General features: G+C 65.1%; 16 protein-coding genes and 1 riboswitch. Of the genes, 7 read left to right on the top strand and 9 right to left on the bottom strand.

All coding sequences use genetic code 11. From position 1 onward, the window contains the following. Positions 1-103: 103 nt before the first annotated feature. Positions 104-2,578, bottom strand: coding sequence for an acyl-CoA dehydrogenase (locus ACVOMH_RS01210; RefSeq protein WP_481550779.1), 2,475 nt, complete (start codon positions 2,576-2,578; stop codon positions 104-106). Then, positions 2,575-3,483, bottom strand: coding sequence for an alpha/beta fold hydrolase (locus tag ACVOMH_RS01205; RefSeq protein WP_481550778.1), 909 nt, complete (start codon positions 3,481-3,483; stop codon positions 2,575-2,577). Before ACVOMH_RS01205 ends, ACVOMH_RS01210 begins: the two co-directional genes overlap by 4 nt. A 165-nt stretch (positions 3,484-3,648) precedes the next feature. Here ACVOMH_RS01205 and ACVOMH_RS01200 point away from each other — a divergent pair, with 165 nt between their 5' ends. After that, positions 3,649-4,251 (top strand): TetR/AcrR family transcriptional regulator, encoded by a 603-nt coding sequence (locus ACVOMH_RS01200; protein WP_481550777.1) that lies wholly within the window; start codon positions 3,649-3,651, stop codon positions 4,249-4,251. A gap of 243 nt (positions 4,252-4,494) precedes the next feature. On the opposite strand, the gene ACVOMH_RS01195 is transcribed toward ACVOMH_RS01200, so the two are convergent. The 4 genes from ACVOMH_RS01195 to hslO all read right to left on the bottom strand — a co-directional run bounded on the left by ACVOMH_RS01195 (position 4,495) and on the right by hslO (position 9,924). Continuing rightward, positions 4,495-5,010 (bottom strand): hypothetical protein, encoded by a 516-nt coding sequence (locus tag ACVOMH_RS01195; protein WP_481523685.1) that lies wholly within the window; start codon positions 5,008-5,010, stop codon positions 4,495-4,497. A 27-nt stretch (positions 5,011-5,037) separates the two neighbouring features. Next, a complete protein-coding gene (locus ACVOMH_RS01190; RefSeq protein WP_481550776.1) occupies positions 5,038-7,815 on the bottom strand; it encodes a TonB-dependent receptor in 2,778 nt (925 codons plus the stop codon). 240 nt (positions 7,816-8,055) lie between these two features. Next, positions 8,056-8,877 (bottom strand): XOO1806 family protein, encoded by an 822-nt coding sequence (locus tag ACVOMH_RS01185; protein WP_481551141.1) that lies wholly within the window; start codon positions 8,875-8,877, stop codon positions 8,056-8,058. Between the two features lie 153 nt (positions 8,878-9,030). Continuing rightward, the gene (hslO, locus tag ACVOMH_RS01180) at positions 9,031-9,924 is read right to left on the bottom strand and encodes an Hsp33 family molecular chaperone HslO (protein WP_481550775.1); all 894 of its coding nucleotides are present in this window, start codon (positions 9,922-9,924) and stop codon (positions 9,031-9,033) included. A 75-nt stretch (positions 9,925-9,999) separates the two neighbouring features. On the opposite strand from hslO, the gene mtgA reads away from it, so the two are divergent. The 3 genes from mtgA to ACVOMH_RS01165 are packed head-to-tail and all read left to right on the top strand — an operon-like array spanning position 10,000 to position 12,191. After that, a complete protein-coding gene (gene mtgA / locus ACVOMH_RS01175; RefSeq protein ID WP_481550774.1) occupies positions 10,000-10,749 on the top strand; it encodes a monofunctional biosynthetic peptidoglycan transglycosylase in 750 nt (249 codons plus the stop codon). Between the two features lie 34 nt (positions 10,750-10,783). Further along, positions 10,784-11,800 carry a glycosyltransferase family 2 protein gene (locus tag ACVOMH_RS01170; RefSeq protein WP_481550773.1) on the top strand — a complete coding sequence of 339 codons (1,017 nt, stop codon included), beginning with the start codon at positions 10,784-10,786 and terminating at the stop codon, positions 11,798-11,800. Continuing rightward, positions 11,760-12,191, top strand: a complete 432-nt coding sequence (locus tag ACVOMH_RS01165; RefSeq protein WP_054659677.1) for a CBS domain-containing protein — start codon at positions 11,760-11,762, stop codon at positions 12,189-12,191. The genes ACVOMH_RS01170 and ACVOMH_RS01165 overlap by 41 nt, the downstream gene beginning before the upstream one ends. Before the next feature lie 224 nt (positions 12,192-12,415). On the opposite strand, the gene trhA is transcribed toward ACVOMH_RS01165, so the two are convergent. From trhA to ACVOMH_RS01150, 3 genes are all read right to left on the bottom strand, one after another. After that, positions 12,416-13,048, bottom strand: a complete 633-nt coding sequence (gene trhA / locus ACVOMH_RS01160; RefSeq protein ID WP_481550772.1) for a PAQR family membrane homeostasis protein TrhA — start codon at positions 13,046-13,048, stop codon at positions 12,416-12,418. Between the two features lie 84 nt (positions 13,049-13,132). After that, on the bottom strand, positions 13,133-14,737 hold the full coding sequence (locus ACVOMH_RS01155) for a peptide chain release factor 3 (protein ID WP_054659673.1): 1,605 nt from the start codon (positions 14,735-14,737) through the stop codon (positions 13,133-13,135). Positions 14,738-14,811: 74 nt separating this feature from the next. After that, positions 14,812-15,645: a M23 family metallopeptidase gene (locus ACVOMH_RS01150; protein ID WP_481550771.1), complete on the bottom strand. Its 834-nt coding sequence runs from the start codon at positions 15,643-15,645 to the stop codon at positions 14,812-14,814. A gap of 117 nt (positions 15,646-15,762) precedes the next feature. After that, positions 15,763-15,882, top strand: a riboswitch (SAM riboswitch). Between the two features lie 15 nt (positions 15,883-15,897). Here ACVOMH_RS01150 and metX point away from each other — a divergent pair. The 3 genes from metX to ACVOMH_RS01135 are packed head-to-tail and all read left to right on the top strand — an operon-like array spanning position 15,898 to position 19,285. After that, the gene (metX, locus tag ACVOMH_RS01145) at positions 15,898-16,980 is read left to right on the top strand and encodes a homoserine O-succinyltransferase MetX (protein WP_481523679.1); all 1,083 of its coding nucleotides are present in this window, start codon (positions 15,898-15,900) and stop codon (positions 16,978-16,980) included. Next, the gene (locus ACVOMH_RS01140) at positions 16,977-18,221 is read left to right on the top strand and encodes an O-succinylhomoserine (thiol)-lyase (RefSeq protein ID WP_481523678.1); all 1,245 of its coding nucleotides are present in this window, start codon (positions 16,977-16,979) and stop codon (positions 18,219-18,221) included. The genes metX and ACVOMH_RS01140 overlap by 4 nt, the downstream gene beginning before the upstream one ends. After that, the gene (locus ACVOMH_RS01135; RefSeq protein WP_481523677.1) at positions 18,218-19,285 is read left to right on the top strand and encodes a homoserine dehydrogenase family protein; all 1,068 of its coding nucleotides are present in this window, start codon (positions 18,218-18,220) and stop codon (positions 19,283-19,285) included. The genes ACVOMH_RS01140 and ACVOMH_RS01135 overlap by 4 nt, the downstream gene beginning before the upstream one ends. The last annotated feature ends 10 nt before the right edge of the window (positions 19,286-19,295 follow it).

The raw sequence follows: 19,295 nt of genomic DNA, 5'->3' as shown, positions 1-19,295 counted from the left end.
TGAAATAGCGGTACAGCGAAAGCAAGGCGGCAGTCGTGGTGTGGATTCCTGGTATGAAAACGGCGGGCACAAGGCCCGCCGTAGGTATTGCATGTGGATTGGCTTATGCGGCCTGCTGCGGGCGCTGCGTGCCGGGCAGGTCGTAGTAGCCGGCAGAGCGCAGTTCGTGCGCGTCGAAGTCGTCCACGGTGATCGTGTCCATGGTGATCTCGCGCAGTTCTTCCAGCAGCTTGCGCTCGTCCTGGGTGATCACGCCCTCGGCCACGGCCTCATCCAGCTGGCTGGCGAAGGTCAGCGCTTCGATGCCCTTGGTCTTCAGGGCCTTGAGGAACTTGCGTTCCACCGGTTCGGCCATGATCGCCTTGGACAGATAGCTGTTGATGCGGCCGCCCGGGTTGTTCTCGCACGGCGTCAGGAACACACCCTGGGCCAGGCGGTCACGCGCTTCGTTGGGCGCCATCAGCGAGGCGGCGACGCGGCGGCTCAGACGGTCACCCGGGGCCTCGGCGCGACGGCCAAGCGGGAAGATCAGCGCCCACATCAGCCAGCCGATCGGGCGGATCGGGAAGTTGCGCAGCGCCGCCGACAGCGATTCCTCGATCTTGTGCACGCTGTCGTGGAAGGCCCAGGCCAGCAGCGGCTGGTCGCCCTGCGGGGCGCCTTCGTCGTGGTAGCGCTTGAGCATGGCGCTGGTCATGTAGATGTGGCTGAGCACATCACCCAGACGACCGGACAGCGATTCCTTGAACTTGAGCTTGCCGCCCAGGGTCATCATCGAGATGTCGGCCATCAGTGCCAGGTTGGCCGAGTAGCGGTCCAGCTTGCGGAAGTAGCGGCGGGTGTAGGCGTCGCCCGGGGCGGCACCGAAGCGCGCACCGGTCAGGCCGAACCACAGCGAACGCACGGCGTTGGAGATGCCGAAGCGGACGTGGCCGAACAGCGCCTGGTCGAACTCGCGCAGGCCGGCCTTGCGGTCTTCATCCTGCGCGGCCTTCATTTCCTTCAGCACCCACGGGTGGCAGAGGATGGCGCCCTGGCCGAAGATCAGCAGCGAGCGGGTCATGATGTTGGCACCTTCCACCGTGATGGCGATCGGTGCGGCCTGCCAGCTGCGGCCGGCGAAGTTGCGCGGGCCAAGGATGATGCCCTTGCCTCCGATCACGTCCATCACGTCGGAAATGACTTCGCGGCTCATGTTGGTGCAGTGGTACTTGGCGATCGCCGACGGCACCGACGGCACGTCGCCACGGTCGACCGCAGCCGCGGTGGCCTGCGACAGCGCACTGATCTTGTAGGCCTTGCCGCCGATGCGGGCCAACGCTTCTTCCACGCCCTCGAAGCGGCCGACCGACAGGCCGAACTGCTTGCGGATGCGCGCATAGGCACCGGTCACCACCGCACCGGCCTTGGCACCGCCCGAGGCGGTGGAGGGCAGGGTGATGGAGCGGCCAACGGCCAGACACTCGTTGAGCATGTTCCAGCCCAGGCCGCGCTTCTCGGCGCCGCCGATCAGCTGGGTCAGCGGAATGAACACGTCCTTGCCACGGATCGGGCCGTTCTGGAAAGTGGAATTCAGCGGGAAGTGGCGGCGACCGATTTCCACGCCTTCGGTATCGCGCGGCAGCAGCGCCAGGGTGATGCCGATGTCCTTGGTGTCGCCAAGCAGGCCGTCCGGATCGTACATGCGGAAAGCCATGCCGATCAGGGTCGCGACCGGAGCCAGGGTGATGTAGCGCTTGTCGAAGGTCAGCTTCAGGCCCAGCACTTCCTCGCCCTTCCACATGCCCTTGCAGACGATGCCGAAGTCGGGGATGGAGGTGGCATCGGAGCCGGCGAACGGGCCGGTCAGGCCGAAGCAGGGCACTTCCTGGCCGATGGCCAGGCGCGGCAGGTAGTAGTCCTTCTGCTCCTGGGTGCCGTAATGGTTGAGCAGCTCACCCGGGCCCAGCGAATTGGGCACGCCGACGGTGGAGCTGACCACGCTCGATACCGAGGCCAGCTTCTGGATCACCTTGTGGTGGGCCAGCGCGCTGAAGCCCAGGCCGCCGTATTCCTTCGGGATGATCATGCCGAAGAACTTGTTCTTCTTGATGTACTCCCACAGCTCCGGCGGCAGGTCGGCGTGGACGTGGGTGATCTCGAAGTCGTTGACCATCTTGCACAGCTCTTCCACCGGGCCATCGAGGAAGGCCTGTTCCTCGGCGGTGAGCTGCGGCTTGGGATAGTTGAGCAGGATGTTCCAGTCAGGGTCACCGGTGAACAGCTCGCCCTCGAAGCCGACCGAGCCGGTTTCCAGGGCGATGCGCTCGGTCTTGGACAGCGGCGGCAGCACCTTGCGGAACACGCCCATGAACGGTGCGGTGATCAGCGGCTTGCGCAGGAACGGCAACAGCACTGGAACACTGATCAAAGCAAGGATTGCCGCCGCCACGAGGATCGCGGTCTGGTTGATGCCGGCGAACCAGCAGGCGCCCAACAACACCGCACTGGCGAGGGTCCATACGACCAGGCGCATGCGGTGATACGCGACAAAGGCACCTGCCAGCAGCAGGACCAGAAAGGGAACGACGATGCTCATAGGCTTGCTCCGGTAACGTGCTCGGTTCGGACGGACGCGGCAGCCGAAGGCAGTGCGTCCAGATAGTTCAACACGGCGGCGGTAAACGCGTTGTTGTCATCGCCGGCGACCATATGGGTGGCCTCTGGCAGATGCACATGCTGCGCGTGCGGCACCAGTGTCATGAATTCTTCCACGGTCTGCGGCGAGACCAGATCGCTGCGACCGCCGCTGATCAGCAGCAGCGGGCAGTGCACGCGGCGTGCCGCATCGACGATCGCGTCCTGATGCTGCTCGCTGTCGCGCGCCAGCTCTTCGACCAGACGCGGATCCCAATGCCAGTTCCAGCGCCCGTCCGCGGTGGAGCGCAGCAGCGCACGCAGGGCATCTTCGCTCTTGCGCGGGCGGTGCGGCAGGTAGGCGGCGATGCTGTCGGCGGCGGCCTGCAGCGATGCAAAGCCATCAGGATGCGCACTCATGAAGGCGAGGATCCTCTCCACGCCGCGGGTTTCCCAGCGTGGGGTGATGTCCACCAGCACCATCGCCGAGAACAGGCCCGGCCAGCGGGCTTCGGCCATCAGACCGAACAGGCCGCCCATTGACGCGGCCACCAATACCGGCGGACGCGGCAGTTCGCCGGCCACCACGATCAGGTCGTCGGTGAACTGGTCGCCGTGATAGGGCGTATCCCCCGGGTTCCAATCCGAATCACCATGGCCGCGCGCGTCGTAGCTCAGCGTGGCATGGCCGGCCATGCCCAGTGTCTGCGCGGCCGCGGCCCAGGCGCCACGTGTCTGGCCAAAGCCGTGCGCGAACAGAACCGGAGTATGCCGCCCCGCCGTTCTCGATGCGCCCAGTGCAATGCCGTTGGCACCTTGGAGGCGGATTTCGTCGACGTGCGGGATGGAGGGGGAAGGATTGGCCATACCTGATGGTATGGATCGTTTGGCTGAACTGTCAATACGAATGCGTATGGATTGTGCAAAGCCCCGGAAAACAATGGCTTTCCGTAAGAGTCCCGAGGCTGTTCCGTCAGCCTGCGATTCCATTGCATACTGCAACCAATCCCCGCCGTATGGTTAAATCTGCCCATGAACGACTCAACAACCCTTCCGGCAGATTCCCGTGGTGCGCGTCACAGCCGACTCAGTGCCGACGACTGGGCGCAGGCCGCACTCGATCTGATTGCCGAACAGGGTGTCGGCGCGGTGGCGGTCGAGCCGCTGGCCCGCCGTCTGGGGGTCACCAAGGGCAGCTTCTACTGGCACTTCCCGTCACGCGATGCGCTCCTGCAGGCGGCCTTGGAGCGCTGGGAAGTGGTGGAGCAGCAGCAGGTGTTCGGCAGTCTGGAAGAGGTGCCCGATCCACGCACGCGGCTGCGTGCGCTGTTCCAGCTGGTGGCCCATGAAGTCACCCCGCACATCATCTACAGTGAACTGCTCAAGGCGCTGGACAACCCGATGGTGCGCCCGGTGATCGACCGGGTTTCACAGCGACGCATGGAATACCTGATCGCCTCGTTCCGACAGGCCGGCCTGAGCTCCACCGACGCCCGCCATCGCGCGCGTCTGGCCTACGCCGCCTACGTCGGCTTCCTGCAGCTGTCCCTGCAGTTGCAGCAGCCCAAACAGGCCCGCGAGGATTTCGAGGCCTACGTCGAACACGTCATCGAGACGTTGATTCCGAGCGAGTGAAAACGCCGGAAAACTGCACAGCAAAAGCTCGGTAACGTTGTGTGCGGCACCGCCCGGCACCATCTGTTGCCGGGCCGTAGAAGCCACCCCGTGTGGGCATCGGCAAGCCTCATCCAGGCACTCAATGCCTGATCAGGCTGCCCTGGTTCATTCTTGCAAGGTGCGGCGGTGGCAGGGCGGGCGGAGGGCGGCGTCTGCCCTCCACGCGGGCTGATGGGTCCTGCAGGCCGCTGTCGGGATACGTTACTCGACCTTCTTGGGGGTGCGCTGCATGCGCATCACACTGTCCTGCGCGTTGTTCTTCTGGCGGCGCCGCTCTGCAACCGTTAGGCAGTTGTTCTGCGGCATGTTCGAGCCCACGGTGCGTTCACGGCGGCAGATCAGCCGGCTGTCCGCCGCGGCCTGCGTCAGGATCGTATTGATCAGGCTCTGGTCGTTGAAGACTGCGACGCGGTTGTGCTCGGGAAGCTGCGCGGGGTCGGGCTGGGTCTGCAGATGCTGCAGGATACGGCCCAGTGCGGCGGTCACCGCGCTTCGGTCCTCGACTGAAATCTCGCGGTACTTGTCCTCGTTCAGATCGGCCAGCACCTGGCGGCGCTGTTCTTCAAAGGGCTTGGCGACATCGACGGCCTTGGTCTGCGCGCTTGCGCCTGCCGGTACCAGCAGGGCCAGCAATGCAATGCGGTAAATCCAGTGGTGCGGGGTGCTCATCACGATCTCCTTTCGTTCAAAAGAAGATGGCCCGGCGAACCGGGCCATCTGCGTGACACTAGTGCAGTGCCAGCATCAGAAGCGCTGGGTGTACTGCATGTACATGTAACGACCCGGGATATCGTACTGCGGGTCGAACGAGTTGGCGAAGGCGTCGAACGTCACCGGCGGATCCTTGGCGAAGACGTTGTTGGCACCGACGCGGACAGTACCGTTCCACGGCAGGTTGTAGCTCATCTGCAGGTCGTGGTAGGTAATCGATTCCAGCCTGCCTTCACTGATGTCTTCGGTCAGGCCCGAACGGTAACGGATCATCCAGCTTGCGCTGAAGTCGCCGTAGGACCAGTCGGTGGTCAGGTTTCCACGCAGGCGCCAGTACGGATCGGACTCGAAGTACATGCCGTTCAAGGCTTGCCAGTCATCATTCTTCGAGTCGCGCGAGCGGTTCTTGCTGACGTAGGTCGAGTCCAAGGTGAAGGCGAAGGTGCCCACCGAGGTTTCCGGCATGCGGTACTTCACCGTCAGGTCGTAGCCTTCCACTTCCTGGTAGCCGGCGTTGATGGGACCGATGAACATGTCGGTGACCAGGCCGTCGGCACGGCGGGTGAACAGGCTGCAGTAGCTGCTGATGCCGTCAACGTAGCACTTGTCCAGGATCGCATCAGCGGTGAAGCTCTGAATGCGGTTTTCCAGATCGATCGACCACCAGTCCAGCGAGACGTTCAGGCCGGTTGCCCATGCCGGGCTGTACACCAGGCCCAAGGTCTTGCTGGTGGAAGTTTCCGGGGTCAGGTTCGGGTTGCCGCCGAGGGTGAACGGGAAGATGGTCTGGCCACCGGCCGCGCCGCCGCCGCTGTTGTACTCGGCAATGAAGCCTGCCGGCACACCGGCGGCCTGACAGGCACCCAGCACGCTGGCATCGCCGGCGAAGCGGCCATTAGCCGAGCAGGGATCGGAGTACTGCACGAACGAGTCGGAGGCACCGCGGTACAGGTTGGTGATCGACGGCGCGCGGAAGCCTTCCGCCCAGTTACCACGAACCAGCAGTTCGTCGAACGGCTTCCACTTGAAGCCAAACTTGCTGTTGGTGGTGTTGCCGAAGTTGCTGTAGTCCGAGAAGCGGGTGGCCAAGCTCAGTTCCAGCAGCTGCGCGCCCGGCACGTCCTTGAGCACCGGCACCAGGACTTCCAGGTAGGCGTCGTCCAGGCTGTAGGCGCCGGAGGTCGGGTCAAACGCGTTGCCGGAGGTCAGGCCGTTGGCGATGAACGCGTCCGGCGAGGAGTAACCGCTTTCCTTGCGGTGCTCATAACCGGCGGCGAAGCTCAGCCAGCCCGCCGGCAGTTCGAACAGTTCACCGGACAGGTTCGCGGTGACGGCTTCGTTGCGGTACTGATAGGTGTTGTGAGCGGTGAACAGCAGGTAGTCCAGCATTTCCTTGCTGACGGCGCCCTGCGGCGACAGCGGATTGAACGGCACGCAGCCATCGATCACGGCGCCGCCCGGAGCGGTGACGCAGACCACCTTGCCATCGCGCACTTCCGAGGCGCCAAGCGAGGATTCCAGGGTCAGCAGGTTGGCGTCGCCGACCTGGGTCTCCACTTCATTGGTCTTGTTGAACGCGTAACCGACGTCCCAGTTGAACTGGCGGCCTGAGAACTCGAAGAAGCCATCCAGGCCCAGATAGACGTGACTTGTCTTGCTGTTCTGGTCATACAGGCGCGCCGCTTCGGTCAGGCGGTGGGTCCAGCTGACATCCCGGCCGTCGCCACCATATACGGTGTTGTACGGGTTGAAGTAGCTGTCGCCACTCATGCTGATGCCGGTGTTGATGGTGCTCAGCGGGAAGCCGGCCAGCTGCTGTGCCGAGCGACGCTCGTTGTACAGCGCATCCATCTTGAAGGTGATGCTGTCTGTCAGGTTGTAAGAACCCTGCGCGAACAGGGCACTACGCTTCTGCGGGGTCGCCAGGTAGTTGTCGGCCGCATAGTTGTAATTGAAGGCGCTGGTGTACGGCACATACTGGTCGATGCCGTAATACGGGTTGCTGGCCAAGCCGCTACCGATCGCACCCGGACGCAGGGCGAGGTTGCCGCCGGCGGATGCCGGGGCATTGATCTTGCCGTTGGCCGAATAGCTGCTGTAGTAGGCCGAACCCAGGCCGAAGTACGGCTCACGGGAAATGGCACGGTCCTTGGCCAGAACCTGGTCTTCCTTCACGCGCGAGAGACTGATGACCAGGTTGCCGCGGTCGCTGCTGGTGCCGACTGTGGCGTCGAAGGCAGTGCGCTGACCATCGCCCTTGTCGTACTGGCCAATGTAGGCATTTGCTTCGGCGCCATCGAAGTCGCTGCGGGTGATCAGGTTGACCACACCGGCGATGGCGTCGGAGCCATAGATAGAGGAGGCGCCATCCTTCAGTACTTCCACGCGCTCGATGATCGCAGCCGGAATGGTATTCAGGTCGACCGAGCCGGATAGATTGGCAACCCAGCGGCGGCCATTGACCAACACCAAGGTGCGCTCTGAGCCCAGGTTGCGCAGGCTGATGGTGGAGGAGCCGTCACCACCGTTGTTGAAGTTGGTGTTCAGGCCGGCGCCGTTGGCCGAGATGCGCTGGAGGACGTCGGCGACCGAGGTGAGGCCCTGCTTCTCGATGGCTTGGCGGTCCATCACGAAGACGGGCTGCGAGGTTTCCACGTCCACCGAGCGGATGCGGGAACCGGTGACTTCGATGCGGTCGAGGTTGGTCGGGCTGCTGGATTCCTGCGCCTGTGCGGTAGCGGTACCGGCGCTGGCGCTGGCGATCAGTGCCAGGACCACTGCATCACGCAGCTTGTTGGTCTTGCAATTCATTGGCTCTCTCTCTCCAAGGGATCTTGGTAGTTGCAATCGGAATTGCCACCGCAGGGGCCGAAATGAAGGCCCAAATTTGCGAGGCTGATTCGATAGTACTTCCGTATCTTCTGAAATTAAAGCTTTGTTAATGAATTGGATTATTTTGGTGAAATTCGGCAAATAGTTGTTGCGAGTGCAACAAAAAGCCCCCGGAGTACGGGGGCTTGGGTTACTTCTATCAAGAGCGAGCGCTTGGCTTTAGAGATCCTGCTCGTAACGGACGTAAGGAATTGCGCCGTCGTCGTTGCTGTCATTCCGGGGGGAGAACGGATTCTTGCCGCGGGTGATGACGTTGTCGGCACCGACGGTCAGCTGACCGCTCCACGGGGTGCGCCAGGTGATGCCAAGTCCGAGGCCTTCCCATTTGCTCTGGCCGGGGGCATCGACAACGCGGCCGATGACATTGGCGCTGAAGGCGCCATAGCCACCGCCAACGCTCAGGCTTTTGCTGTCCCACTGGTCAACCACGGCCGGCGAGACATCGCTCAGTGGAACCAGCCGGGCCTTGGCGTAGGTACCGCCAATGGAAACGAAGCCTTCGCGGCCGATGTTCTTCTGGCCGAACACCGTTAGATCGTTCTGCTCCACATGGCCGGCCGGGGCTTTGACGCCGTTCGACAGCCAAGCTGGCAACGATTCCTTGCCGGTGCCGGCGCTCACGCCGATACGGCCGCCTGGACGGTTGAAGCTGGTGGTCGCGGAAATATGCCGGCCCGGTGCGGTTTCGTCGTCGTCACCCAGGCTGGCCAGCATGCAGTGGCTGGCCAGTCCGCTGATGCTGCTGCCCCGGCTGCTGTTGCACAGCAGGCCCAGCGAATCGCCCGAAGACAGACCAAAGGCCGCGTCCAGCGAGTTGCGGCCGAAATGCCAGCGTGCACCTGCCGTCTGTTCGCCGGTGGGCTCCAGATACAGCAGCGCCTCCACTTTGCCGCTGCCCCGGTTCCAGACCGGAATGACGGTGTCTGCTGCCTTGGGCTTGCTTTGCGCATGAACGCCCGAGACCGCGCTCAGGGCGATCATCAAGGCAAGCGGCAGGCGCAGGAATGCGTTCATGGGCTCAATCAGACAGGGCAGGCACCGGGAAGTTCCCGGTGAGTGATGACTTGATCCTAGGGTGTTTATTATTTCTTAACAAGTCCTCGTCCTCCCCAGAACGCTACTCGTTGTATGCCGTCACTGCAGCCGCTCGGGGGCGGGCTGGTTGGCGGATGTGGAGCTGAACAATACGCCGATTTCGGTCAAAGGGAAGTGATATTCCCGGCCGCAGAATTCGCAGCGCACTTCGACCTGGCCGGTCGGTTCGGCGGCCGCCCGGGCTTCTTCCTCCCCCAGTGACTGCAGCATGCTCTCCACCCGCTCGCGCGAGCAGGAGCAGGCGAAGCCCAGGGCTTTCTCGGCAACCAGCTCCGGGCCTTCCTCGTGGAAAAGGCGGTGCAGCAGATCCGTGGCGCCGATGCTCAGCAGCTCATCGCGGTGCAATGTGTCGAACAGGGCGCCGGCGCGGGTCCAGCCGTCCTGGTCGCCCTCGTCACCGGGAAGTTTCTGCAGCAGCAGGCCGGCGGCCTGTTGTCCGTCGGCGGCCAGCAACAGACGGGTGGGGAGCTGTTCGGAGTGGCGGAAGTAGTCCTCGAAGGCCTCGTCCAGGCTCGGGCCCTGCAGGGCGACCAGGCTCTGGTAGCGCTGCGGCTCGCGCGGGTCCAGACCGGGATTTTCGATGGTGATGGCCAGCAGTGCGTCCTCGCCCAGCTGCGGCAGTTCGGCCGGGGCATCCAGGCCGTCAGCCAGCTGGGCGATGCCACGCACGGTGCCGGCGGCGGTGCATTCGGCAAACAGCGTGCGCAGCGCGGAGCTGCTGCGCAGCTGGATCGACAGGCGCCCATCGATCTTGGTGTGGCCGGTGAACAGTGCCGAGGCGACGCAGGCTTCACCCAGCAGCTGCAGGGCATTGGGCGGGTAGCTGGCGTGGGACAGAATTTCCCGCCAGCTGTCAGAGAGCTGGACGTGAACACCGCGGACACCGGCGTCGGGCAGGAGGAAGCGGACGAGGAGGTCGGAGGTGTCGGTCATGGAGGTGTCTGTGTGTGGGAGGACGTCGGTACCGGATAATGCGCCGGACGTCGGGATGATAAAGGTGTGGCTTAGATGGGGACGGAAGGCGAGAAGCGCAAGGTGGAGTTGGAAGGGGCGGTTCGACCGCGTCGACGGTGGCGACGCTGGATCCTGCTGGCACCGGCCCTGCTGGTGCTGTTCAGCATCTGCCAGGTGGTCGTACTGCGTTTCATCGATCCGCCGTTTTCCTCGGTTATGGCACTGCGCCAGCTGGAGGCCTGGGGCCGCGGCGACTGGAAATTCCGCCTGCATCACCAGTGGGTGGATCTGGACGGGATGGCGCGCAGCGTGCCGATCTCGCTGGTCGCGGCCGAGGACCAGCGGTTTCCCGAGCACAACGGTTTCGACCTGAAGGCGATCGAAAAGGCGCGCGACCACAACGCCCAGGGCCGACGACTGCGCGGGGCAAGCACCATCAGCCAGCAGGTCGCCAAGAACCTGTTCCTGTGGCAGGGACGCAGCTGGCTGCGCAAGGGGCTGGAAGCCTGGTATACGGTGCTGATCGAGCTGTTCTGGCCGAAACAGCGGATTCTGGAGATGTATGCCAACGTGGCCGAATTCGGCGACGGCATCTATGGCGTGCAGGCGGCGTCCCGGCAGTTCTGGGGCAAGGATGCCGCGCGCCTGAGTGCCGCCGAAAGTGCGCGGCTGGCGGCGGTGTTGCCTTCGCCGCGGCGCTACAGCGCCACCCGGCCAGGCCCGTACGTGCAGCGGCGCGCGGCCTGGATCCAGCGGCAGGCGCGCCAGCTGGGCGGTGCGGGCTATGTGGAGCAGATCGATTGACCTTGCCGCCGGCCGGCTTCCGTAGAATCGCCGCATGACTACCCGCCAGCGCCTGACCATCGTGATCGCCGCCTGCAACGAGCAGGAGACGCTGCCGCTGATCCATCCGCGGATCTGCGCCGAGCTGGACCGGCTGCAGGATATCGACGGCCACCTTCTGTATGTGGACGACGGCAGCACCGATGCGACCTGGACGGTGATGCGGCAGTTGGCCGCCGATCCGCGCGTGGCGACGTTGCGGCTGTCGCGCAACTTCGGCAAGGAGATCGCGCTGACCGCAGGGCTGGATTTCGTCGACGACGGGGCGGTGCTGATTCTCGATGCCGATGGCCAGGACCCGCCGGAGCTGATTCCCGAGTTCGTGGCGCTGTGGCGGCAGGGGTATGACGATGTATATGGCACCCGGCTGGTGCGTGAAGGCGATGGCTGGCTCAAACGGGTGACGGCGGCGCTGTTCTACCGGGTGATCGGGCGGCTGTCCAAGACCCCGATTCCCGCCGACACCGGCGACTTCCGGCTGTTGTCACCGCGGGCCTTGCAGGCATTGCGGCAGCTGCGCGAGCGTCAGCGGTTCATGAAAGGCTTGTTCGGCTGGGTGGGCTTCCGGCGGGTGGCCTTGCCGTACCGGCGTGCGCCGCGTCTGGCCGGGGCCAGCAAATTCGGCTTCTGGAAGCTGTGGAACTTCGCGCTGGAAGGCATCACCAGTTTTTCGACCGCACCGCTGCGTGTGGCGACCTATCTGGGGCTGCTCACTGCTGCATCGGCCTTCGGGTTTGCCCTGTTCGTGGTGGCCAAGGCCGCGCTGTACGGGGACCGGGTGGCCGGCTGGCCGACGATGATGGCGGTGATCCTGTTCCTGGGGGGCGTACAGCTGATCGCGCTGGGATTGATCGGTGAATACCTCGGGCGCCTGTACATGGAGGTCAAACAGCGGCCGCTATACCTGGTGGATAGCTGGCAGCCGGCGGCCGTGGCAGTATCAGCAGACCCTCATCGCGCGGAACAATGCCATGCAGACCGTTCGACAATTGCTTGCGACCAAGTCTCCTGAGATCCATGCGGTAGCCCCGGAAGTCGCGGTGATACAGGCCATCCGGTTGATGGCCGAAAAGGGCATCGGCGCGGTGCTGGTGATGGACGGCCGCCATCTGGTGGGCATCCTTTCCGAGCGCGATTACGCGCGCAAGATCGTGCTGAAGGACCGTTCCTCGGCCACGACCCCGGTGCGCGAGATCATGACGGCCGAGCTGGTCACGGTGGCGCCCACCGTGACGGTGGAGCAGTGCCTGGAACTGGTGACCAACCGCCGTATCCGCCACTTGCCGGTGGTGGACGGCGATGAGGTGATGGGCGTGATTTCCATCGGTGATCTGGTCAAATCGGTGATCGAGCAGCAGCGCCAGGAACTGGGGCAGCTGCAGCAGTACATCACCGGCGGCTGAGCTTGACGGCACGGCCCGGTGCGGCGCCGGACTCAGCCGGCATCCTTGCCTGGGCAGGTTCCGATCGTGATGTTCGGTGCGGGTGGGAAATCGAATCGCCGCCCGCGCGTAAGGCGCTGGTCGGTGGCGTCGATTTCCACATCGCCCGTCAGGTCATGACCGTTCGTCCCGCCGCTGGATCCGTCGCCCACAGCCGGCGGTGCGCCAGTGTGGGTGGTTTCCTGTCACAGGATCTGCGCGGTCACCGAGACGAAGTGGCAGACGCTGCCGCCGATCACGAACATGTGCCAGATCGCATGCGAGTAGGGCAGCTGTTCGCGGTGGTAGAACACGGTGCCCAGCGTATAGAACACGCCGCCGGCGAACAGCCAGCCGAGGGTGAATCCGTCCAGTGAGTGCCACATCGGCTTGATCGCCACCACCACCAGCCAGCCCATCACGATATAGATGATCGTCGAAAGCAGTTTGAAGCGGCCGGTATAGAACAGTTTGAAGATCACCCCGAATACGGCCAGCGACCAGATCGCGGCGAACAGACCCCAGCCCCACGGCCCGCGCAGGCCGATCAGGGTGAAGGGAGTGTAGGTACCGGCAATCAGCAGGTAGATCGCACAGTGGTCGAAGACCTTCAGACGGCCTTTGGCGATGGGGTGCTGGATGGCGTGGTACAGCGTGGAGGCGGTGTACAGCAGCAGCAGGGCGACACCGAAGACGATGGCACTGGCCAGTTGCCAGACGTCACCATAGATCGCAGCCAAGGTGATGAGGACGGCGCTGGCGCCGAGTGCGGCCACCGCGCCCAACCCATGGGTCAAGGCACTGGCGATTTCTTCGCGGATGGAAGCAGCTGTGGTCATGTAGGCAGATGACGCGGGCAGGGGGAATGCCCGGTGACCGCTATCATCCCTCCGAACGCCGGCGTATGCACGCCGGCATCGGGCTCAGGCCACAGAAACCGTGTGCGCTGCTTCACGGGTTGCGGCAAAGCGCACATCCGGCGCGCGTTCCTGCGCCAGCTGCAGGTTGACCCGTGTCGGCGCCAGATACACCAGCTGGCCGGCCGCATCGATGGCCAGGTTGCTGGCGTTCTTCTCGCGGAACTCTTCCAGCTTCCTGGCGTTGTCGCAGTGCACCCAGCGGGCGGTGACCACGCTGACCGGTTCGAAGATCGCCTCCACGCCGTACTCGTCCTTCAGGCGGTAGGCGGCGACATCGAACTGCAGCACGCCGACCGCACCCAGGATCAGGTCGTTGCTCATGATCGGGCGGAAGAACTGGGTGGCACCTTCTTCGGACAGCTGCGCCAGGCCCTTCTGCAGCTGCTTGAGCTTGAGCGGGTCGCGCAGGCGGGCGCGGCGGAACAGTTCCGGGGCGAAGTTGGGAATGCCGGTGAAAGTCACCGCTTCGCCTTCAGTGAAGGTGTCGCCGATGGAGATGGTGCCGTGATTGTGGATACCGATCACATCGCCCGGCCACGCCTCGGCAGCGATCTCGCGGTCGGACGCCATGAAGGTCAGCGCGTTGGCCAGCTTCATTTCCTTGCCGGTGCGCACATGGAAGGTCTTCATGCCGGCGGTGAATTTGCCCGAGCACACGCGCATGAAGGCCACGCGGTCGCGGTGCTGTGGATCCATGTTGGCCTGGATCTTGAACACGAAACCGGTCAGTTTGTCTTCCTGCGGAGCGATATCGCGGCCGGTGGTGGCACGGGCCTGCGGTGAAGGTGCGTGTTTGACGAAGAAGTCCAGCAACGGCTGCACACCGAAGTTGTTCACGCCCGAGCCGAAGAACACCGGCGTCTGCTTGCCGGCCAGGTATTCGTCCAGGTCGAACGGATGGCTGGCGCCCTGCACCAGTTCCAGCTCGTCACGCAGGTCGGCCAGCATCTTCTCGCCGATCTTCTCGGCCAGACCTGGCGCGTCCAGCGACGGGAAGATGGTCGAATCCTGGCGGGTGAAGTTGCGGCCCGGTTCGTACAGGTGCACTTCGCCGGTCAACAGGTGCACCACGCCCTTCAGGCGCTGGCCCATGCCGATCGGCCAGGTCACCGGCGCGCACTGGATGCCGAGCACGGTTTCCACTTCATCCAGCAGCTCGATCGGGTCCTTGCCCTCGCGGTCGAGCTTGTTGATGAAGGTCATGATCGGGGTGTCACGCAGGCGGCAGACCTCCATCAGTTTGATGGTGCGTTCTTCCACGCCCTTGGCAACGTCGATCACCATCAGCGCCGAGTCCACCGCGGTGAGCACGCGGTAGGTGTCCTCGCCGAAGTCGGCATGGCCGGGGGTGTCGAGCAGGTTGACGATCTTGTCCTCGTACGGGAACTGCATCACCGAGGAGGTGACCGAGATGCCGCGCTCCTTTTCCAGCGCCATCCAGTCGGAGGTGGCGTGCTTGCTGGTCTTGCGCGACTTCACCGAGCCGGCCATCTGGATCGCACCGCCGAACAGCAACAGCTTTTCGGTCAGCGTGGTCTTGCCGGCGTCAGGGTGGGAGATGATGGCGAACGTACGGCGACGCGCGGCTTCGGAGGCGACTTCGGACATGGCGAGCGCGCCCGCACGGGCGCTTCGGAGCAAAAGAGCCGTCGATTATAGCGGGACGCCCGTCGGCGCGTGGATCAGTCGCCGCCGCCATTGTCTTCACGCGGAAAATGCAGCTCGCCGCGGTCATCGGCCATGCGGAACGGCAGCGATTCCAGCGCCATGCCGGCGTTGCGCTGGACGGTGAAATGCAGGTGCGGGCCACTGCTGCGCCCGGTATTGCCTGAATTGGCGAGCCGTTGCCCGATTTCCACCTTCTGCCCGGGCCGGACCGCGGCACTGCCGGCTTGCAGGTGCGCATACAGCGCCATGCTGCCGTCGGCGTGCAGTATCCGGACCAGGTTGGCCTCGCCGGTGGCGGCATCCAACACCTGCATCACCACGCCGGCGCGTGCGGCGAGCACCGGCGTGCCTTCGGCGAGCGGGAAGTCCACCGCGTAGTGGTTCTGCGCATCATTGTGGCTGTGGCGGCCGCCAAACGCCTGGCTCACCCGGGCTCTACCGCCCGCGAAAGGCAGGCGGTAAAGCAGATCATCTGGACGGGCGCCCGGGGCGCCGGGAACGGCATCGAGCAGCAGCCGGGCCCCCGGGCCGTTGGCAGGCAGCCAGGCTAGGCGGCGCTCTTCAGCGGCGGCCAGCACCAGACGGGCAGGGCTTAGCAGTGCATCGCTGCCCTGCAGACGGATCTGTACCGGGCCGGCGAGCAGGTTGCGGGCGATCACCGCATGCCCGCCGCTTTGAGGTTGCAGTTGCAGATCGGCAAAGCCACTGCTGTGCGCAGATCGGACGGGCTGGGGGGGCTGTCCCAACCCCCAGCCGCGCCGCCACTGCGGGCCTTCGGCGGCGGCATCGCGCGGTCCGGCCAGCAGACAGGCGCAGGTCAACAGGAAGAAAAAAAGGGGGTTTTGCACGGTGGCCAGTGTGAGTGCGGTCGCCCAAGTATGGCGCTTTGGTTGCCGGAGAAACCTTTCCATCTCTCCATCCGGATAAAGGGATTGACAGGCCTCGGGGGCGCTGGCATTGTTGCCCCACCATCGAGACCGGCAGAGGGACAGGCCCTTTGAAGCCGGGGCAACCAGCAGACGCGCCAGCGGCTGTGTTTGGTGCCAAATCCTGCGGGGACCACGCGTCCGCCGAAAAGATGGTTCGATCTGCACCTCCGCATGTCGAACGCGAGCTCCGCGAAGCTCGATGGCCGCTCCTTACCGGATACCGCCATGAGTCTCGCCACCGTCGCCGTCCTTCAAGACGTTTCCGCCGTCGCTTCGCCCCCTACCGGGGGTGGCATCCGTGCTGTGCGCGGCGAACTCACGGTGCCGCTGTCGATGCGCCACGCCGGAGCGCGCGTGCTGCGTCTGCGCTATGAGTTGGTGGGTGTGGAAGCGGCGCCGGTGGTGCTGGTGGCCGGTGGCATTTCCGCGCACCGGCATCTGGCCGCCAATCCGGTATTCGGCGAGAAGGGCTGGGCCGAAGGCCTGGTCGGGCCGACCCGCGCGCTGGACCCGCAGCGCCGGCGCCTGCTCGGGTTCGACTTCATCGGCGCCGATGGCGATGTGGATGTGCCAATCGACACCGCCGACCAGGCCGACGCCATCGCCGCCTTGCTGGATGCACTGCATATCGAGCAGCTGCACGGTTTCGTCGGCTATTCCTACGGCGCGCTGGTCGGCCTGCAGCTGGCGATCCGCCATCCGCAGCGGCTGGCCAGGTTGATTGCAGTCAGTGGCGCCCACCGTCCGCATCCCTATGCCTCGGCGTGGCGTGCGCTGCAGCGCCGGGCGGTCGCCCTGGGCCAGCTGCAATGTGCCGAAACCCACGGGCTGGCTCTGGCCCGCCAGTTCGCCATGCTCAGCTACCGCACCCCGGAGGAGTTCGGCGAGCGGTTCGATGCCGCTCCGGAAGTGGTGAACGGGCGCGTGCGCGTCGCCGCGGAAGACTATCTGGATGCCGCCGGCGCGCAGTACGTCGCCCGCACCCGCGTCAACGCGTACCTGCGCCTGTCCGAATCGATCGATCTGCACCGCATCGAGCCGGCCGCTGTGGCCGTGCCGACGCTGGTGGTCGCCGTTGAGGGGGACCGGCTGGTACCGCTGTCCGATCTCGTCGCGCTGGTCGAGGGACTGGGCCCGCGCGGCAGCCTTCGCGTGTTGCGCTCGCCCTATGGCCACGACGCCTTCCTCAAAGAAACCGATCGCATCGACGCGATCCTCGCCAACGCCCTTCGCCTTCCCGGAGAAACCGCATGAGCCTGTCCGCCGCTTCCGATTTTCCCTGCAGCAGTGCCACCGCCGCGGTTCGCGCCGGTATTGATCGCGATACCGCCTTTGGCGCGGTGACGCCGCCGATCGTGCTGTCGTCCAACTTCAGCTTCGACGGCTTCGGCAACAAGCGCCAGTATGATTACACCCGCAGCGGCAATCCGACCCGTGACCTGCTGGGCGAGGCGCTGGCCGAACTGGAAGGCGGCGCCGGCGGCGTGATCACCGCCACCGGCATGGGCGCGATCAATCTGGTGCTCAGCGCACTGCTCAAGCCGGGCGAGAAGCTGGTGGTGCCGCACGATGCCTACGGTGGCAGCTGGCGCCTGTTCAACGCGCTGGCGACCAAGGGCCATTTCGAGCTGATCACCGCCGATTTGACCGATCCGCGTTCGCTGGCCGAGGCGCTGGCCCAGTCACCGGCGCTGGTGCTGGTGGAAACCCCATCCAACCCGCTGCTGCGCATCACCGACCTGCGTTTCGTCATCGATGCCGCACACAAGGCCGGTGCCAAGGTGGTGGTGGACAACACCTTCCTGTCGCCGGCACTGCAGAACCCGATCGCCTTTGGCGCCGATGTGGTGCTGCATTCGACCACCAAATACGTCAACGGCCACAGCGATGTGGTCGGCGGTGCGGTGATCGCCCGTGACGCGGAGCTGCACCAGCAGCTGTCGTGGTGGGCCAACGCGCTGGGCCTGACCGGCTCGCCGTTCGATGCCTTCCTGACCCTGCGCGGCCTGCGCACGCTGGATGCGCGCCTGCGCATCCATCAGGAAAACACGCGGGCGCTGGTCGACCAGCTGGCCCTCAGCGAGGCGGTGGCCACGGTCTATTACCCGGGTCTGGCTTCGCATCCGGGCCATGCGGTGGCCGCACGCCAGCAGAAGGGCTTCGGTGCGATGCTGTCGTTCGAACTGGCCGAGTGTGGCGGTGCCGACCCGCAGGCTGCGGTACGTGCCTTCCTCGATGGCCTGCGCTATTTCACCCTGGCCGAGTCGCTGGGAGGCGTGGAAAGCCTGGTGGCCCATCCGGCGACGATGACCCACGCGGCCATGACGCCTGAAGCGCGTGCCCAGGCCGGCATTTCCGACAGCCTGCTGCGCCTGTCGGTAGGTATCGAAGGCACCGAAGATCTGCTCGCCGACCTGCAGGCCGGTCTGGCGCGTGCCGCCCGGGTGATCGCGGACGGCAAGCGTGACGCCCAGCGAAAAACGGTGGATGCATGAGCGCGCAGTTGCGTACAGTCGCCGCGGCACAGGCCCGTCTGGTGCTGCTGGGCACCGGTACCGTCGGTTCGGCCTTCGTGGCCCGTTACCAGGCCTTGCAGCAACGCCAGCTGGCGCTGCCCACGCTGGATGTGGTGGCCAATTCGCGCATTGCCCTGGCCTGCGCGGATACGCCGGAGCGGGCGTTGTCGCAGGCTCGCGCCGCTGTGCGCAGCAGTGATGAGCCGGTGCATCGGCAGCAGATCGGTTGCCTGCGCGTCGGCGATATCGTCATCGACGCCACGGCCAGCGAGGACGTGGCCGCCGATCATGCCGGCTGGCTGGGGCAGGGTATCCACGTGGTGACCGCCAACAAATTGGGCAACGGCACCGCGTTGGCACGTGCGCGGCAGATCGCGGATGCCGCCGCCAGCACGGGTGCCTGTTACGGCGATGCCGCCACCGTCGGTGCCGGGTTGCCACTGCTTGCCAGCCTCCGCGCGCTGGTGGCCGGCGGTGACCACATCCATTCCATCGAGGGGGTGCTGTCCGGATCGCTGGCGTGGCTGTTCCATCGTTATGACGGCAGCCAGCCGTTTTCGGCCTGTGTGCGGGAAGCGGCGGCGGCCGGTTACACCGAGCCGGATCCGCGGATCGATCTGTCCGGCGAGGATGTACGGCGCAAGCTGCTGATTCTGGCCCGCGCCGCCGGCGTGCCGCTGGAGGCCGAACAGGTCCGGGTGGAATCGCTGGTGCCGGCCGCGCTGGCCGCGTTGCCGGCCTCGGCGGTGGACAGCGCGCTGGAGCAGTTGGATGCCCCGTTGGAGGCGCAGCTGCGCCAGGCACAGGCGCAAGGATTGCGTCTGTGCTTTGTCGGACGTCTGGACCGGGACGGTGCCCACGTGGGGCTGCGCGCATTGCCGGCCGATCACGCGCTAGCCGGCGGTCGTGGGACGGACAACCGGGTGGCGATCCACAGCGATCGCTACAACCGCCAGCCGCTGCTGATCCAGGGGCCGGGCGCCGGTGCTGAAGTGACGGCAGCGGCGTTGCTGGATGACGTGCTGCGCATCGTCGGCGGCTGACACCTGTCGC

The sequence above is a fragment of the Stenotrophomonas sp. STEN013 genome, from assembly GCF_056760355.1.
The sequence above is the reverse complement of the archived record's forward strand: the minus strand, read 5'-3'. Positions and strand labels throughout refer to the sequence as shown.

Coding starts and splice junctions, on each gene's coding strand:
- ACVOMH_RS01210 (WP_481550779.1), bottom strand. CDS start 2,578: ATGAGCATCGTCGTTCCCTTTCTGGTCCTGCTGCTGGCAGGTGCCTTT.
- ACVOMH_RS01205 (WP_481550778.1), bottom strand. CDS start 3,483: ATGGCCAATCCTTCCCCCTCCATCCCGCACGTCGACGAAATCCGCCTC.
- ACVOMH_RS01200 (WP_481550777.1), top strand. CDS start 3,649: ATGAACGACTCAACAACCCTTCCGGCAGATTCCCGTGGTGCGCGTCAC.
- ACVOMH_RS01195 (WP_481523685.1), bottom strand. CDS start 5,010: ATGGCCCGGTTCGCCGGGCCATCTTCTTTTGAACGAAAGGAGATCGTG.
- ACVOMH_RS01190 (WP_481550776.1), bottom strand. CDS start 7,815: ATGAATTGCAAGACCAACAAGCTGCGTGATGCAGTGGTCCTGGCACTG.
- ACVOMH_RS01185 (WP_481551141.1), bottom strand. CDS start 8,877: ATGATCGCCCTGAGCGCGGTCTCGGGCGTTCATGCGCAAAGCAAGCCC.
- hslO (WP_481550775.1), bottom strand. CDS start 9,924: ATGACCGACACCTCCGACCTCCTCGTCCGCTTCCTCCTGCCCGACGCC.
- mtgA (WP_481550774.1), top strand. CDS start 10,000: ATGGGGACGGAAGGCGAGAAGCGCAAGGTGGAGTTGGAAGGGGCGGTT.
- ACVOMH_RS01170 (WP_481550773.1), top strand. CDS start 10,784: ATGACTACCCGCCAGCGCCTGACCATCGTGATCGCCGCCTGCAACGAG.
- ACVOMH_RS01165 (WP_054659677.1), top strand. CDS start 11,760: ATGCAGACCGTTCGACAATTGCTTGCGACCAAGTCTCCTGAGATCCAT.
- trhA (WP_481550772.1), bottom strand. CDS start 13,048: ATGACCACAGCTGCTTCCATCCGCGAAGAAATCGCCAGTGCCTTGACC.
- ACVOMH_RS01155 (WP_054659673.1), bottom strand. CDS start 14,737: ATGTCCGAAGTCGCCTCCGAAGCCGCGCGTCGCCGTACGTTCGCCATC.
- metX (WP_481523679.1), top strand. CDS start 15,898: ATGTCGAACGCGAGCTCCGCGAAGCTCGATGGCCGCTCCTTACCGGAT.
- ACVOMH_RS01140 (WP_481523678.1), top strand. CDS start 16,977: ATGAGCCTGTCCGCCGCTTCCGATTTTCCCTGCAGCAGTGCCACCGCC.
- ACVOMH_RS01135 (WP_481523677.1), top strand. CDS start 18,218: ATGAGCGCGCAGTTGCGTACAGTCGCCGCGGCACAGGCCCGTCTGGTG.